Source organism: Streptomyces sp. NPDC048270, from assembly GCF_040652335.1.
Classification (GTDB): Bacteria; Actinomycetota; Actinomycetes; order Streptomycetales; family Streptomycetaceae; genus Streptomyces.
Genome location: NZ_JBEZLV010000014.1, coordinates 11,686 through 27,906 on the forward strand (window position 1 = coordinate 11,686; position 16,221 = coordinate 27,906).

12 protein-coding genes are annotated in these 16,221 nt (G+C 71.7%); 6 read left to right on the top strand and 6 right to left on the bottom strand.

What is annotated here, in order from left to right:
• The first annotated feature begins 227 nt into the window (after positions 1-227).
• Positions 228-602 carry a cupin domain-containing protein gene (locus tag AB0D66_RS14840; protein ID WP_362302056.1) on the top strand — a complete coding sequence of 125 codons (375 nt, stop codon included), beginning with the start codon at positions 228-230 and terminating at the stop codon, positions 600-602.
• On the opposite strand, the gene AB0D66_RS14845 is transcribed toward AB0D66_RS14840, so the two are convergent.
• From AB0D66_RS14845 to AB0D66_RS14855, 3 genes are all read right to left on the bottom strand, one after another.
• A complete protein-coding gene (locus tag AB0D66_RS14845; RefSeq protein WP_362302058.1) occupies positions 592-1,890 on the bottom strand; it encodes an MFS transporter in 1,299 nt (432 codons plus the stop codon). The genes AB0D66_RS14840 and AB0D66_RS14845 overlap by 11 nt on opposite strands.
• A gap of 136 nt (positions 1,891-2,026) precedes the next feature.
• On the bottom strand, positions 2,027-2,590 hold the full coding sequence (locus AB0D66_RS14850; RefSeq protein WP_362302062.1) for a methylated-DNA--[protein]-cysteine S-methyltransferase: 564 nt from the start codon (positions 2,588-2,590) through the stop codon (positions 2,027-2,029).
• 124 nt (positions 2,591-2,714) lie between these two features.
• Entirely contained in the window at positions 2,715-3,620 is a 906-nt protein-coding gene (locus AB0D66_RS14855) for a glycerophosphodiester phosphodiesterase family protein (RefSeq protein WP_362302065.1), read from the bottom strand.
• 234 nt (positions 3,621-3,854) lie between these two features.
• Here AB0D66_RS14855 and uvrB point away from each other — a divergent pair, with 234 nt between their 5' ends.
• The 4 genes from uvrB (at position 3,855) to AB0D66_RS14875 (ending at position 10,007) form a co-directional block, all read left to right on the top strand.
• Positions 3,855-5,999 carry an excinuclease ABC subunit UvrB gene (gene uvrB, locus AB0D66_RS14860; RefSeq protein WP_362302068.1) on the top strand — a complete coding sequence of 715 codons (2,145 nt, stop codon included), beginning with the start codon at positions 3,855-3,857 and terminating at the stop codon, positions 5,997-5,999.
• A gap of 88 nt (positions 6,000-6,087) precedes the next feature.
• Complete coding sequence (locus tag AB0D66_RS14865) at positions 6,088-6,666, top strand: TerD family protein (protein ID WP_030762430.1); 579 nt, start codon at positions 6,088-6,090, stop codon at positions 6,664-6,666.
• 28 nt (positions 6,667-6,694) lie between these two features.
• The gene (locus AB0D66_RS14870; protein ID WP_362302071.1) at positions 6,695-8,755 is read left to right on the top strand and encodes a TerD family protein; all 2,061 of its coding nucleotides are present in this window, start codon (positions 6,695-6,697) and stop codon (positions 8,753-8,755) included.
• A gap of 268 nt (positions 8,756-9,023) precedes the next feature.
• A complete protein-coding gene (locus AB0D66_RS14875) occupies positions 9,024-10,007 on the top strand; it encodes a TerC family protein (protein ID WP_362302074.1) in 984 nt (327 codons plus the stop codon).
• A gap of 13 nt (positions 10,008-10,020) precedes the next feature.
• Here the strand turns inward: AB0D66_RS14875 and AB0D66_RS14880 are convergent, their stop codons facing one another.
• From AB0D66_RS14880 to AB0D66_RS14890, 3 genes are all read right to left on the bottom strand, one after another.
• Positions 10,021-11,343: an MFS transporter gene (locus AB0D66_RS14880; RefSeq protein WP_362302410.1), complete on the bottom strand. Its 1,323-nt coding sequence runs from the start codon at positions 11,341-11,343 to the stop codon at positions 10,021-10,023.
• 149 nt (positions 11,344-11,492) lie between these two features.
• A complete protein-coding gene (locus tag AB0D66_RS14885) occupies positions 11,493-12,149 on the bottom strand; it encodes an MBL fold metallo-hydrolase (RefSeq protein ID WP_362302077.1) in 657 nt (218 codons plus the stop codon).
• Between the two features lie 26 nt (positions 12,150-12,175).
• Positions 12,176-12,868, bottom strand: a complete 693-nt coding sequence (locus AB0D66_RS14890) for a maleylpyruvate isomerase family mycothiol-dependent enzyme (RefSeq protein WP_362302080.1) — start codon at positions 12,866-12,868, stop codon at positions 12,176-12,178.
• 187 nt (positions 12,869-13,055) lie between these two features.
• On the opposite strand from AB0D66_RS14890, the gene uvrA reads away from it, so the two are divergent.
• Positions 13,056-16,079: an excinuclease ABC subunit UvrA gene (uvrA, locus tag AB0D66_RS14895; protein ID WP_362302083.1), complete on the top strand. Its 3,024-nt coding sequence runs from the start codon at positions 13,056-13,058 to the stop codon at positions 16,077-16,079.
• Positions 16,080-16,221: the final 142 nt, after the last annotated feature.

The window sequence follows — 16,221 nt, forward strand, 5'->3', positions numbered from 1 at the left end:
ATCCATGGCACCGGATTCACGCCCCCAAACGCGCTCCCGCCCCAGCCGTCACAACCTGTCCGAGTAACGCTCCTGCGCGCACCGCACGGAACGCACGGAACGCACGGACTGCGCTGGCCAAGCGGACCGCGCGGCGGACCACTGGACAGGGTGACTCGTCGGCCCCGGCCGCGCTGGACGGTCTGGCCACCCCGCGGGGCGGTCCGGCCGGATTAGGCTCGCGGGTCATGAGCACCAGTGATCACAGCGCCCCCGCCTCCTTCGCCGTCTCCGTCGCGGACGTCCCGGACGCCGAGCTGGAGGCCGAGGAACTCGACCCCGGGCAGATCCTCTCCGGCGAGCCGGTCGTGACCGGCAAGGTGCTCTGGGAGTCGCCCGACGGCAGTCAGGTGCGCGGGATCTGGCAGATCACCCCGGGCGTGGTCACCGACACCGAGGCCGACGAGCTGTTCGTGGTGGTCAGCGGCCGCGCCACCATCGAGGTCGAGGGCGGCGGGACCCTGGAGGTCGGCCCCGGCACCGCCTGCGTGCTCCGGGAGGGCGACAAGACCACTTGGACCGTGCACGAGACGCTGCGCAAGGCCTACCACATCACCTACTGACGCCGCCCTTCGCGGGCGCGGGATGGCGGCGCGCGGTGAACAGTGCGAGCGCCGCCATCGGCAGCAGCAGACAGGCGCCGACGGCGTTCAGCCAGCCGTAGCCCGCCTGGGCCATGACCAGGCCGGCGGCCGCACCGCCCACGCCCGCGGCCGTGTTCATCGTCAGGTCGCTCAGCCCCTGTACGGCGGCCCGCGCGGGCTGCGGCACCGAGTCGGTCAGCAGCGCCGACCCGGCCACCATCCCGGCCGACCAGCCCAGGCCTAGCAGGAAGAGGCCCGCCGCGCTCTGTCCGTGGTGCGGCCCGGCCGTGCCGGCGAGCAGGGCGGCGACCGAGAGCAGACCGGCCGCGAGGCCGATCACCGAGAGCCGCCCCAGGCGGTCCGCGAGCCAGCCCATGACGGGGGAGAAGGCGAACATGCCGGCGATGTGACCGCTGATCACCAGGCCGATGAGCTCCAGCCCCGCGCCGTGGTGGCCCAGGTCCACCGGGGTCATCACCATGATCGAGACCATGGTGGTGTGCGACACGGCCACCGTGACCAGTGCGAGCCGGGCCCGGGGGGAGGCCTTGACGGCGGCGAAACCGGCGCGCAGCGAGCGCCCCTCGCGGGTCTGCTCCTCGGGCGGGGCCAGCGCACGGGCCGTCAGCAGGGGATCCGGGCGCAGGAGCACCGCGATCAGCGCGGCGGTGAGGAGGAAGACGGCGGCCGCCCACACGAAGGGCCCCGCCGTCTGGGGTATGGAGGTCCCCGCGAAGCTGCGGCTGGCGGGCGCGGAGAGGTTGGGGCCGAGCACCGCGCCGAACGTGGACGCCCACACGACGACGGAGATCGAACGGGCCCGGCGGTCCGGGGCGGCGAGGTCGGCGGCGGCGAACCGGGACTGGAGGTTGGCCGAGGAGGCGGCACCGAAGGCGGCCATGCCGATCATCAGCAGCGGGAAGCTCTTGACCGTCGCGGCGAGGACGACGAGGCCCGCGCCGACGGCGCCGATCAGGTAGGCCACGACCAGCCCGGGGCGGCGGCCGCGCGCGGTCATCAGGGCGGCGAGCGGCAGCGACACCAGGGCGGTGCCGATCACCGCAGCGGTGGAGGCGAGGCCGGACAGCGCCTCGGTGCCGCTGACCTCGGCGGCGAGCACGGGGGCCAGGGCGATGCTGATGGGCACGCCGAGCCCGCCGAGCACCTGGCCGGCGATGAGCACCCCGGTGGTGCGCCGCCGCAGCCCGGCCAGGTCCGGGAGGTCCGCCGAGGCGGAGGGCCGGTCCGTACCGGGAGAGGCGGTCATGCCGGACACCCCCCGCGCGGGTGGCGGGGGTGCGGGGCAGGGCAGGACGCGCTGCGGCCGGGTGCGGCGGCTGGAGTAGTCACCGCGGCAGTGTGCCACCCCTTACCGTGCGGGCGGAACCGGGTGTCTTCCCCACTCAGAACAGCGGCTGCGGCAGGACGCCCTCCAGCGCGAGCAGTCGGCGCTTGGTCTCGACCCCGCCGCCGAAGCCGCCGATGCCCCCGTCGTTCTCCACGACCCGGTGGCAGGCCACCACCAGCGGCAGCGGATTCGACCCCATGGCGTTGCCGACGGCCTGGGCGGCCCCCGGCTGTCCGACGCGGGCGGCCAGCTCCCCGTACCCGACGACCGCTCCGTACGGCACGGAACGGTCCAGCTCCTGGAGCACCTGCCGGTTGAAGCCGGAGCTGAGCCGCCAGTCCAGCGGCAGCTCGAAGCGCCGCAGCGCACCGGAGAAGTAGGCGGCCAGCTGGCGTATGGGCTCGGCCAGCAGCACTTCACCGCCCGGCGCGGGCCGCCGGGCGTCGGCGCCGAGCCGGGAGACGAGGGGGCCGATCATCGCGTCGACCCGGTCCGGCTCGGCATGGAACTCGACCCTGACCAGACCCTCCGGGGTCGCGGCCAGGAGCAGGGGACCGATGTCGCTCGCGACGACGGTCCATTCGAGGTGCGGCCCGCGGGGCCGCTCGGTGCTGTCCACGCGTCCACGGTACGGCGCCCCACTGACAGCCCGGACCGTGCGGACTCTGGGCGGACTGCGCGGAGGGCTCGCGGACGGCCCGCGGACAGCGCGGACGGGGCCGACGGCGCCGGGCGCGGCCCCGTCAGTACCCGCCGACCGCCTCCTGGACCACGTCCGGGGCGTTGGTGATGATCCCGTCCACGCCCATGGCCTGCACCCTCCGGGCGGTCGTGGCGTCGTCCACGATCCAGGTGTCCACCTCCATGGTCTTGCCGTGGGCGCCGAGCAGCCCGTGCACCGCCGCCACCCACTCGGCCGTGATCGTGGTGTGCCACGGGTTGATCCGGTCGGTGAACTGCGCGTACCGCGGCAGGTCCGCCACCGGCGGGGTGCCCAGGAAGGCCGTCACGAGGTCCGGGCGCAGGTCGTGCACGATGCGTACGCAGTCGGCGCTGAAGCTCTGCACCACCAGGCGCTGCTGCACGTGCCGGGCGTCGAGCCAGCCCGCCTCGTCCAGCACCTTCAGGGTCTGCTGCTCGATTCCGGGGTAGAGCTCGGGCTTCTTGATCTCCAGGAGCAGCCGCTGCTGGTTGCGCTGCACCCGGTCGAGGTACTCCCGCAGGGTCGGCACCCGGGCGCCCGTGTACTCCTGCCCGAACCAGCTGCCCGCGTCCAGCCGGGCGATCTCCGCCGCCGTGAAGTCCCTGACCCGCCAGGGGCTGCGGTCCGGGAAGACCTGCTCGACGTCCGTGGTCCGGGAGAGGGTGTCGTCGTGGACGACGACCAGCTCGCCGTCCTTGGTGCGCTGCACGTCGTTCTCCACCCAGTGGAAGCCCAGCCGCATCGCCAGGTCGACCGCGTCGAGGGTGTTCTCCGGGGCGTAGGCGGAAGCCCCCCGGTGGGCGTACACGACGGGGTTCCCCAGGAGCCCTGCCGGCCCCTGGGCGGAGCCGGGGCCGGTGGCGGCGTACGAGGCCGTTCCGCCCAGCACGGTGAGGGTGAAGCCCAGCAACGCGGCGGCTGCCGCGGCGGCGGGTCGGACGTACATGTGCGTTCTCCTCGGGTCGTGAGCCCTGTTCCTGCGTCAGACGGGTGCGGAGCGGCAGACGTTGTGGCGATGCACTTACGGCGGAGCCTTCACCGCGATCATGGGGTTGAAGATCACCGAGCCGCCACCGAACTACGACAAACGGACCAGAACGTGTGAGGCCGGTCCGGCCGGGCGCGCCGCGCGGCCGGGCGCGGAGACGTGAGTGTCAGTGGGGGGTCGTACGGTTGAGTCATGCGGCCCGTATCGAAGATCGAACGCACGGTGGCGCCTTTCGAGGTCGTCAGCTCCTACCAGCCCAGCGGCGACCAGCCGGCGGCCATCGCCGAGCTGGAGAAGCGCATCCGCGCAGGTGAGAAGGATGTCGTCCTGCTGGGTGCGACCGGCACCGGCAAGTCGGCGACCACCGCCTGGATGATCGAGAAGCTTCAGCGCCCCACCCTGGTCATGGCGCCGAACAAGACCCTCGCCGCCCAGCTGGCGAACGAGTTCCGTGAGCTCCTGCCGAACAACGCCGTCGAGTACTTCGTCTCGTACTACGACTACTACCAGCCCGAGGCCTACGTTCCGCAGTCGGACACCTACATCGAGAAGGACTCCTCGATCAACGAGGAGGTGGAGCGGCTGCGCCACTCCGCGACCAACTCGCTGCTGACCCGGCGCGACGTGATCGTCGTCGCCTCCGTGTCCTGCATCTACGGCCTCGGTACCCCGCAGGAGTACGTCGACCGGATGGTCTCGCTGAAGGTCGGCGAGGAGCTCGACCGGGACCAGCTGCTGCGCCGCTTCGTCGACATCCAGTACACGCGCAACGACGTGGCCTTCACCCGCGGCACCTTCCGGGTGCGCGGCGACACCATCGAGATCTTCCCGGTCTACGAGGAACTGGCCGTCCGCATCGAGATGTTCGGCGACGAGATCGAGGCCCTGTCCACCCTGCACCCGCTGACCGGCGAGGTCATCAGCGAGGACCGCGAGCTGTACGTCTTCCCCGCCAGCCACTACGTCGCGGGCCCCGAGCGCATGGAGAAGGCGGTCCGCGGCATCGAGACCGAGCTGGCCGCGCGCCTCGGGGAGCTGGAGAAGCAGGGCAAGATGCTGGAGGCGCAGCGGCTGCGCATGCGCACCACCTACGACCTGGAGATGATGCGCCAGATCGGGTCCTGCTCCGGCATCGAGAACTACTCGCTGCACATGGACGACCGCGAGCCGGGCTCCGCGCCCAACACCCTCATCGACTACTTCCCGGAGGACTTCCTCCTGGTCATCGACGAGTCGCACGTCACCGTGCCGCAGATCGGCGCCATGTACGAGGGCGACGCCTCGCGCAAGCGGACGCTGGTCGACCACGGCTTCCGGCTGCCGTCGGCGCTCGACAACCGGCCGCTGAAGTGGGAGGAGTTCCAGGAGCGGATCGGCCAGACCGTCTACCTGTCGGCCACCCCCGGCAAGTACGAGCTCTCGCGCGGCGACGGCTTCGTCGAGCAGATCATCCGCCCCACCGGCCTCATCGACCCCGAGGTCGTGGTCAAGCCCACCGAGGGCCAGATCGACGACCTGGTGCACGAGATCCGGCAGCGGGTCGAGAAGGACGAGCGGGTCCTGGTCACCACCCTCACCAAGAAGATGGCCGAGGACCTCACGGACTACTTCCTGGAGCTCGGCATCCAGGTCCGCTACCTGCACAGCGACGTGGACACGCTGCGCCGCATCGAGCTGCTGCGCGAGCTGCGCTCCGGCGAGTTCGACGTCCTGGTCGGCATCAACCTGCTGCGCGAGGGCCTCGACCTGCCCGAGGTGTCGCTCGTGGCGATCCTCGACGCCGACAAGCAGGGCTTCCTGCGCTCCGGCACCTCGCTGATCCAGACCATCGGCCGCGCGGCGCGCAACGTCTCCGGCCAGGTCCACATGTACGCGGACAGCATCACCCCGGCCATGGCGCAGGCGATCGACGAGACGAACCGCCGCCGCGAGAAGCAGGTCGCCTACAACACCGCCAACGGCATCGACCCGCAGCCGCTGCGCAAGAAGATCAACGACATCGTCGCCACCATCGCCCGTGAGGAACTGGACACCGAGGAGCTCCTCGCCACCGGATACCGGCAGGCCAAGGACGGCAAGGCCGCCAAGGCGCCGGTTCCCTCGCTGGGCGGCAAGGCGGCGGGGGCCAAGGCCGGGAAGGGTGCGAAGGGCGCCAAGGCGGGCGCGGTCCCCACCGACCGGCCGGCCGCCGAACTGGCCGGGATCATCGAGGAGATGACCGAGCGGATGCGCGCGGCGGCCGCGGAGCTCCAGTTCGAGGTCGCGGCCCGGATCAGGGACGAGGTGAGCGAGCTGAAGAAGGAGCTGCGGCAGATGAAGGAAGCGGGCCTCGCCTGAGTCGGAGCCTGTCAGTAGGGTTGGGTCTCAGCCGCAGGTACACGCTGCGCTCCCGTTGTAGGGGCGGGCTATGGAGAGGGGACAGCGCGTGACGGTCAACATGACCAAGGGTCAGGCCATCAGTCTGCAGAAGGCGGACGGGGGCACGCTGACGGCGGTCCGCATGGGCCTCGGCTGGCAGGCGGCCAAGCGCCGCGGGCTGTTCGGCTCGCGGACCCGGGAGATCGACCTGGACGCGTCGGCGGTGCTCTTCGCCGACAAGCAGCCGGTGGACGTGGTCTTCTTCCGGCACCTGCAGAGCGACGACGGCTCGGTCCGGCACACCGGTGACAACCTCGTCGGCGGTGTCGGCCAGGGCGGGGACGACGAGGCCATCCTCGTCGACCTCCAGCGGGTGCCGGTGCACATCGACCAGATCGTCTTCACGGTGAACTCGTTCACCGGCCAGACGTTCCAGGAAGTGCAGAACGCGTTCTGCCGCATCGTCGACGAGACCAACGGCCAGGAGCTGGCCCGGTACACCCTCGACGGCGGTGGCCAGTACACCGCGCAGATCATGGCGAAGGTGTCCCGCGCGGGCGCGGGCTGGCAGATGACGGCCCTCGGCAACCCGGCCAACGGCCGGACGTTCCAGGACCTGATGCCGGCGATCCTGCCGCACCTGTAAGCGAAGAAGATCGGGGGGAGACGGGACGATGGCGGCCGAACTGGTCCGGGGGCAGAACCATGCCCTGTCCGAACACCGGGTGCGGATCACGGTCTCGGCGGGCACACCGGTGCTCGCCCTGGCCTCGCTCGGAGACGAGCGGGGCGCCGTGGCCGGCCCGGAGGGGATCGCGCACCCCGGTGCGAGCGATCTTCCGGGGGTCGAGGTGCCCGGCGGGTCCGCGGACCGGCACCGGTTCGCCGTCGACCTCGACGCGGTGGCCGACGAGGTGCACCGCGTCGGCGTCCTGCTCTCCCTGCCCCCGGGCGGCCCGCGCCGCTTCGGTGCCGTCGCGGCCTCGCACGTGGCCGTCACGGACATGGACGGCGCCGGGCTGGCCGAGTACACCCTGACCGGGCTGGAGGCGGAGACCGCCGTCGTCGCCCTCGAGCTCTACCGCCGCCAGGGAGCCTGGAAGGTCCGCGCCGTCGGCCAGGGCTACGCCGACGGGCTCCCCGGCCTGTTCGCCGACCAGGGGCTCACCGCCCCCGCCGCCGCCGAGCTGGCCGCACGCGTGCACGCCAGTGTCGCGGCCCCGGTCGCGCCCGACCCGGTGCCGGTCGCACCCGACCCGGCGGTCCCGGTGTCCGGAAGCCCGTACGCGGGCACGCCGGGCCCCGCACCCACGTCCGGGCCCGCGCCCACGTCCGGGCCGGCGTCCACGTCCGGGCCGGCGTCCACGTCCGGGCCGGCGTCCGGCTCCGCCGCCGCGCCCGGCTCCCTGCCCGCCTCCGGGTCCGGCTCCGCCGCCGCGCCCGGCTCCCTGCCCGCCTCCGGCCCCGCCGCGGTCCCCGCAGCCCCGGCCGACGGCACGATCAGCTACTCCCACCCGCGCCGCCGCCCCACCGCGACCGAGCCCCCCGAGCCCGCGCCGCGCCCCGCCGCGGCGCAGCAGCCGGGCCAGCCCCCGAGGCCCGTCGCCGGCGACGCCAGCGGCTGGTCCATGGAGGAGCGGCTCTACAACCAGGTCTGGGGCATGTTCGAGGACCTGGCCCGCACGGTCGCCGCCTACCGCAGCGCCGTGGAATTCGCCGACTCCCGCATGGACCGCGAGCTCGACGAGGCCCTGTCCGACCCCCGCCACCGCCTGGGCGGCTCCGGGAACGCCGCCCGCGACACCGCCCGGGCGCGCCGCGAGGAGCTCGTCGCGCAGGCCCAGGCCGTCCTCGACCGGGACCTCGTCCAGCTGGTCGCCGAATCCGAGGTGGTCGAGCCCGCGCTGCCCGCCGCGTACGCCCGCTGGGACAACCCGGTCTGGCACGGCGGCCCGTCCGCCGGGCTGCCCGAGGAGAACCCGCTGGCCCTGCGCCTGGGCGACCTGTACCTCCCCGAGCGCCCCGACCTGCGGATCCCCATGCTGATGAAGCTCCCCCTGGAGCGCGGCCTGTGGATCGACAACGGCCGAACCGGCTCCGAGGCCGCGATGGCCATGGACACCGACCGGCTGCGCAGGGCCGCCATGGACATGGCGGTCGCCCACGCGGTGCGGCTGCTCGCCGTCCACCCCGCCGACCGGTTCACCGTCCACGTCATCGACGCGGCCGGAGCCGGAGCCGCCTCCCTGGCCCCCCTCGTACGCGCCGGGGTGCTGGCCGGGCCGCCCGCCGCGGGCGCCGCCGGGGTCACCGCGACGCTGGCAGGGCTGACCAAGCGGGTGGACCTCGTGCAGATGGCGCTGCGGGCCGGTGCTCCCGAGGACCTGCCGCCCGACGTGGACACGGCCGACCAGCTGCTCCTCGTCCACGACTTCCCGCACGGCTTCGACGACCGGTCCGTCACCCAGCTCCGCTACCTCGCGGACGAGGGCCCGGCGGTCGGCGTGCACCTGCTGATGGTCGCGGACCGGGACGAGGCCTCGGCCTACGGGCCGCTGCTGGACCCGCTGTGGCGCTCGCTGATGCGGCTGTCGCCGGTGCCGGACAACCACCTCGCCGACCCCTGGGTCCACCACGCCTGGACCTTCGAACCGGACCTGCCCCCGCAGGGCAGCAGGGTCCTCGACCAGGCATTGGAGCGGGTGGCGGAAGGCCGGCGACGCACTCGACCGTGAGGTTCGGCGGCAGGTCGATGACCTGCCGCTGACCAGTTCTTGGCACTCCCTTTACCTTCTGGGCCTCCGGCAGGTACTCTGGTGCGTGCGGAGGGGAGTATTCCTGCTTTCCTGCTACGGCGTACCCGTCAATACGGACCACTGCTGTTGTTGAGCGCAGTCGGTCCCGGGGCGTCGGCCCACGGCCTCCAGGCCGCCAGGGTGGAAGAGACCTCCGGCAGCGATGACGCTGACGAAGTGCTGAGCCATCCGCCGGAGGCGTGTTCACGTGGAAGTTTCCTGGGCCCTGTGGGCCATGACCATTCTCGGTCTGTCCCTGCTCATCGGCGCCGATTTCTTCATCGGCCGCAAGCCCCACGACGTATCGATCAAGGAAGCCGGAACCTGGACGGTCGTCTGGATCGTCCTCGCCGCACTGTTCGGCCTCGGCCTGTGGTTCTTCGGGAACGGCCAGGCCTCGCAGGAGTTCTTCGCGGGCTTCATCACCGAGAAGTCCCTGAGCGTGGACAACCTCTTCGTCTTCGTCCTGATCATGGCGAAGTTCTCGGTGCCCTCGCACCTCCAGCAGCGCGTCCTGCTCGTGGGCGTCCTGATCGCCCTGGTGCTCCGCGCGATCTTCATCGCGGCGGGCGCGGCGATCATCGCCAGCTTCTCGTGGGTCTTCTACATCTTCGGCGCGTTCCTGATCTACACCGCGTGGAAGCTGATCCAGGAGGCCCGCAAGGGTGAGGAGGAGGACGAGTTCGAGGAGAACCGCCTGCTCAAGTCCGTCGAGAAGAAGTTCGGCGTCGCCGACCGGTACCACGGCACCAAGCTCTTCATCCAGAACAACGGCAAGCGCGTCCTGACCCCGCTGATGGTCGTCATGCTCGCCATCGGCACCACCGACGTGCTGTTCGCCCTGGACTCCATCCCCGCGATCTTCGGCCTGACCCAGGACCCGTACATCGTCTTCACCGCCAACGCCTTCGCCCTGATGGGCCTGCGCCAGCTGTACTTCCTGATCGGCGGCCTGCTCAAGAAGCTGGTCCACCTCAGCTACGGCCTGTCGATCATCCTGGGCTTCATCGGCGTCAAGCTGGTGCTGCACGCGCTCCACGAGTCCGGCCTGCACGTCCCGGTCATCTCGATCCCGGTCTCCCTGGGCGTCATCTGCGGTGTCCTGGTCATCACCACGATCACCAGCCTGATCGCCTCGAAGAAGCAGGCGGCGGCAGAGGCCGCCGCCCGCCCGGAGAGCATCGACGCCTGACCGTCCCGAGGCACTACGCGGGGGCGGCCGCTTCGGCCGCCCCCGTTTCCGTGCCCGCGGCCGCCCCCGCGCCCGCCCGTGCCCGCACGACGGCCGGGCCGGTCTCCGGCAGCAGCGCGAAGCAGACCAGGCTGACCAGGGCGATCGCGCTCAGGTAGACGGCCACACCCCACTGCGGACCGGAACCGTCCGCGAGCGCCGTCGCCACGATCGGGGTCAGCGCCCCGCCCAGGACGCCGCCCAGGTTGTAGCCGACCGCGGCCCCCGTGCAGCGGATCCGCGGGGCGTACAGCTCCGGCAGGTACGCGCCCACCACCGCGAACATCGTCACCATGCCGAGCAGCGCCACGACGAAGCCCACCGTCATCAGCACCGGATCGGCCGTGCCCAGCAGGGCCACCAGCGGGAACATCCACAGCACGCAGGCCGCCGACCCGGCCAGGCACAGCGGCCGCCGGCCGTACCGGTCGCCGAGCACCGCCAGCGGCGGGGTCACCACGCCCATCAGGGCGACCGCGCCCATGATGCACGCGAGCACCGTCGTACGGCCCAGGCCGAGGCGCTCGGTCGCGTACGCGAGTGACCAGGTGGTGACCGCGTAGAAGACCGCGTACCCCACGGCCAGCGCCCCGCCGGTCAGGAGCAGCAGCCGCCAGTGCCCGCGGACCACCTCCGCCAGCGGGGCGTCCGCCCGCCGGCCGCTCAGGGCCAGGGCCCGGAACTGCGGGGTCTCCTCCACCGAGTGGCGCAGCCACAGTCCCGCCAGGGCCAGCACCCCGGCCGCCCAGAACGGGACCCGCCAGCCCCACGCAGTGAACTGGGCGTCGGTCAGGGTCGCCGACAGGGCGAGGACGATGCCGTTGGCCAGCAGGAAGCCCACCGGCGGACCGATCTGCGGGAAGCTCGACCACAGCCCGCGCCGCCGCTCGGGAGCGTGCTCGGCGGTCAGCAGGACGGCGCCGCCCCATTCGCCGCCGAGCCCGAGGCCCTGCAGGAAGCGCAGCAGGAGCAGCAGCACCGGCGCGGCCGCGCCGATCGAGCCGTACGTCGGCACGCAGCCGACGGCGACGGTGGCGAGGCCGGTCAGCAGCAGGGAGGCGAGGAGCACCGGACGCCGCCCGTAGCGGTCGCCGATGTGGCCGAAGATCGCCGAGCCGAGCGGGCGGGCGAGGAAGCCGACGCCGAAGGTGCCGAACGCGGCGAGGGTCCCGGCGAGCGGGGAGAAGGACGGGAAGAAGAGCGGGCCGAGGACGAGGGCGGCGGCCGTTCCGTAGACGAAGAAGTCGTAGAACTCGATGGCGGTTCCGGCGAGGGAGGCCGAGGCGAGCCGCAGCATCGAGGGGGCGGGAGGCGGTGCTGTGGGGGACGGGGAGGGATCTTGTTGCATGGTGCAGCAGATACCCCCTCCCCGGCCCTCAGGACGTGCGTTCGGCCATCATCGACCGGAAGGGGTGCCCGGCGTCGGGAAGTTGACGGATTGCGGACCTACCAGCCGCGTTCGCGCCATTCGGCCAGGTGCGGACGCTCGGCGCCCAGCGTGGTGTCGTTGCCGTGGCCCGGGTAGATCCACGTCTCGTCCGGCAGCCGGTCGAAGATCTTGTGCTGGACGTCGTCGATCAGGCTCGCGAAGGCCTTCGGGTCGCCCCAGGTGTTCCCGACGCCGCCCGGGAAGAGGCAGTCCCCGGTGAAGACGTGCGGATGGCCGTGCGGGTCGTCGTAGATCAGGGCGATCGAGCCGGGCGTGTGCCCGACCAGGTGGCGCGCGGTGAGCTCCACCCGTCCGACGCGCACGGTGTCCCCGTCCGCCACCGGCACGTCGGTGGCCACGGGGATGCCCTCGGCGTCGTGGACGCCCGCGTAGGTGGTCGCCCCCGTCGCCTCGGCCACGGCCTGGAGCGCGCCCCAGTGGTCGCCGTGCTGGTGGGTGGTGACGACGGACTTGATGCCGTCGTCGCCGATCAGGCTCAGCAGGGTGTCCGCGTCCGCGGCCGCGTCGATCAGCAGCTGCTCGTCGGTGGCCCGGCAGCGCAGCAGGTAGGCGTTGTTGTTCATCGAGCCCACCGCGACCTTGGAAATCATCAGGTCCGCGAGTTCGTGCACGTCGGCCGGACCGCCGACCTTGACCTCTCCGGTGTACGTCATGTCTTTGATCCTAGAGGTGTGCGGTGCTAGAGCGGCGGGAGCGCGGGAAGGCCGTCGCCGGCCGCGACGGTGAGGCCGGCGCCGCGCGGGCCGCGCCCGGCCAGCCAGCCGAGCAGCTCGTCCTCGGGGCCCTCGAGGACCACCGGGGCGCCCTCCGTGCCGCCGGTGTGCCACAGCGTGCCGGACGGTGCCCGCAGCGTGACCGGGGGAACCTCGGGGCGCCCTGACCAGCGGTCCGCGAGGAAGGCGATCTCGCGGGCGGTGAACTCCGCCGGGAGGTCGCGGAGCCCGTAGCCGATGTCCAGGTCGACGTGGTGCAGCTCCACCTCGACGAGGCGGCGGAAGGGCACGTTGGCGGCGAGGTCGGTGACCCCGTTGCGCAGCTCGACGGTGCGGGACCAGTCCTGGTCCCGCTCGGTGGCGGCGAGGAAGCGGGCCCCGGAATCACCGAGGTCCGTCAGGTGTTCTTCCAGGGAGCGGCCGGCGTCGCGGGCGATGTCCGCGTCGCGCGCTCCGGCGCTCTCGTACATCGGGCGCCCTTCGAACACGTTGACGAGGGCGTCCGCGTTGCGGGCCAGGTGGGCCAGGATGTGGCCGCGGCTCCAGCCGGGGAGGTGTGACTCCGCGGCGAGAGAGGCGTTGTCCAGCTTCGCGACCGCGGTCAGCAGTCGGTCCGTCGCTTCACGTACAGATCGCAGGTCGTGCACATGATCAGTCATGCGGCCGAGCCTAGTGGTCCCGGGCTCCCGGCCACACGATCGGGTGAAGCGGTTGGCGGAGTGCCGTAAATCGAATGTGCGTGCTATACGCTCGGAAGTCAGACTCCAACTCCACCGCAGTGGCGCCCCCCATACCCTGGGACGGGGGCCCGTGCCCCCCGCTCTCTCAAGAAAGGTGCGGACCGGCGTGACCGACCGTCTCATCGTTCGTGGCGCTCGCGAGCACAACCTCAAGAACGTCTCGCTCGACCTGCCCCGCGACTCACTCATCGTCTTCACCGGACTCTCCGGGTCGGGCAAGTCCTCCCTGGCCTTCGACACGATCTTCGCCGAGGGCCAGCGCCGCTACGTCGAGTCGCTCTCGTCGTACGCCCGCCAGTTCCTCGGGCAGATGGACAAGCCCGACGTCGACTTCATCGAGGGGCTCTCGCCGGCCGTCTCGATCGACCAGAAGTCGACCTCGCGCAACCCGCGCTCGACCGTGGGCACCATCACCGAGGTCTACGACTACCTCCGCCTCCTCTTCGCCCGTATCGGCAAGCCGCACTGCCCGGAGTGCCGGCGGCCCATCTCGCGCCAGTCGCCGCAGGCGATCGTCGACAAGGTGCTCGCCCTCCCCGAGGGCAGCCGCTTCCAGGTGCTCTCGCCCCTGGTGCGGGAGCGCAAGGGAGAGTTCGTCGACCTCTTCGCCGACCTGCAGACCAAGGGCTACAGCCGGGCGCGGGTGGACGGCGAGACCGTCCAGCTCTCCGAGCCGCCCACCCTGAAGAAGCAGGAGAAGCACACCATCGAGGTGGTCATCGACCGCCTCACCGTCAAGGACAGCGCCAAGCGCCGGCTCACCGACTCGGTGGAGACCGCCCTCGGCCTCTCCGGCGGCATGGTCATCCTGGACTTCGTCGACCTCGCGGAGGACGACCCCGAGCGTGAGCGGATGTACTCCGAGCACCTCTACTGCCCGTACGACGACCTCTCCTTCGAGGAGCTGGAGCCGCGCTCCTTCTCCTTCAACTCGCCCTTCGGCGCCTGCCCCGAGTGCACGGGCATCGGCACGCGCATGGAGGTGGACCCCGAGCTGATCATTCCGGACGAGGAGAAGTCCCTGGACGAGGGCGCGGTCTCGCCGTGGTCGCTCGGTCACACCAAGGACTACTTCCAGCGGCTGATCGGCGCCCTGGCCGGGGAGCTGGGCTTCCGTACGGACATCCCGTGGGCCGGGCTGCCGCTGCGCGCGAAGAAGGCCCTGCTGTACGGGCACAAGACGCAGATCGAGGTCCGCTACCGCAACCGGTACGGGCGGGAGCGGGCGTACACCACGGCCTTCGAGGGCGCGGTGCCGTTCGTCAAGCGGCGGCACGCGGAGTCCGAGAGCGACGCGAGCCGCGAGCGCTTCGAGGGCTACATGCGCGAGGTGCCGTGCCCGACCTGCGACGGCACCCGGCTCAAGCCGATCGTGCTGGCCGTGACGGTGATGGAGAAGTCCATCGCCGAGGTCGCCGCCATGTCGATCAGCGAGTGCGCGGACTTCCTCGGCCGGATGCGGCTCGACGCCCGCGACAAGAAGATCGCCGAGCGGGTCCTCAAGGAGGTCAACGAGCGGCTGCGCTTCCTCGTCGACGTCGGCCTGGACTACCTGTCGCTGAACCGCGCCGCCGGCACCCTCTCGGGCGGCGAGGCCCAGCGCATCCGCCTCGCCACGCAGATCGGTTCCGGCCTGGTCGGTGTGCTGTACGTCCTGGACGAGCCCTCCATCGGCCTGCACCAGCGGGACAACCACCGGTTGATCGAGACGCTGGTGCGGCTGCGGGACATGGGCAACACGCTGATCGTGGTCGAGCACGACGAGGACACCATCAAGGTGGCCGACTGGGTCGTGGACATCGGCCCCGGCGCGGGTGAGCACGGCGGCAAGGTGGTGCACAGCGGTTCGCTCAAGGAGCTCCTGAAGAACACCGAGTCGATGACCGGGCAGTACCTGTCGGGCAAGCGGTCCATCGCGATCCCGGACGTACGCCGCCCCGTGAACGGCGATCGGAAGCTGACCGTCCACGGCGCCAAGGAGAACAACCTCCAGGACATCGACGTCGCGTTCCCGCTGGGCGTGCTCACGGCCGTGACCGGCGTGTCGGGCTCCGGCAAGTCGACGCTGGTCAACGACATCCTCTACACGCACCTGGCGCGCGAGCTGAACGGCGCCCGCTCGGTGCCGGGACGCCACACGCGGGTGGACGGCGACGACCTCGTCGACAAGGTCGTGCACGTGGACCAGTCGCCGATCGGCCGCACGCCGAGGTCGAATCCGGCCACGTACACCGGTGTCTTCGACCACGTGCGCAAGCTGTTCGCGGAGACCATGGAGGCGAAGGTGCGCGGCTACCTGCCGGGCCGCTTCTCCTTCAACGTGAAGGGCGGCCGGTGCGAGAACTGCTCCGGCGACGGCACGATCAAGATCGAGATGAACTTCCTGCCGGACGTGTACGTCCCGTGCGAGGTCTGCCACGGCGACCGGTACAACCGGGAGACGCTGGAGGTCCACTACAAGGGCAAGTCCATCGCGGAAGTGCTCAACATGCCCATCGAGGAGGCACTGGACTTCTTCGAGGCGGTCCCGACGATCTCGCGGCACCTGCGGACGCTGAACGAGGTCGGGCTGGGGTACGTCCGGCTCGGCCAGTCGGCGCCGACGCTGTCGGGCGGTGAGGCGCAGCGCGTGAAGCTGGCCTCGGAGCTGCAGAAGAGGTCGACGGGCCGGACGGTCTACGTGCTGGACGAGCCGACGACGGGTCTGCACTTCGAGGACATCTCGAAGCTGATCAAGGTGCTGTCGGGGCTGGTGGACAAGGGGAACTCGGTGATCGTCATCGAGCACAACCTGGACGTCATCAAGACCGCCGACTGGGTCATCGACATGGGCCCCGAGGGCGGCTACGGCGGCGGTCTGGTGGTGGCCGAGGGCACGCCGGAGCAGGTCGCTTCGGTGGGCGCCAGCCACACGGGCAAGTTCCTGCGGGACATCCTGGGCGCGGACCGGGTCTCCGACGGGGCGCTGCCGGCGCGGGCCGCCGGGAAGAAGGCGGCCGTCAAGAAGACGCCGGCCAAGAAGGCGGTGGCCACGAAGGCGGTGGCCACCAAGGCGGCGGCCACGAAGGCCGCCACGAAGAAGGCCGCCGCCCCGGCCAAGAAGACGACGGCGCGGGCGCGCAAGGCGTAGCGCCGGGCTGAGGCGAGGCGCAGGGGTCCGGCTGGTGCCGGGCCCCTGCGCTGTGTGCGGTGCCGCGGTCGGGGCTCTGCCCCGGGCTCCGCGGGGCTCCGGCGCGTAAGAGGGCCCTTGTGCTGGGTGCGGTGCCGTGGTC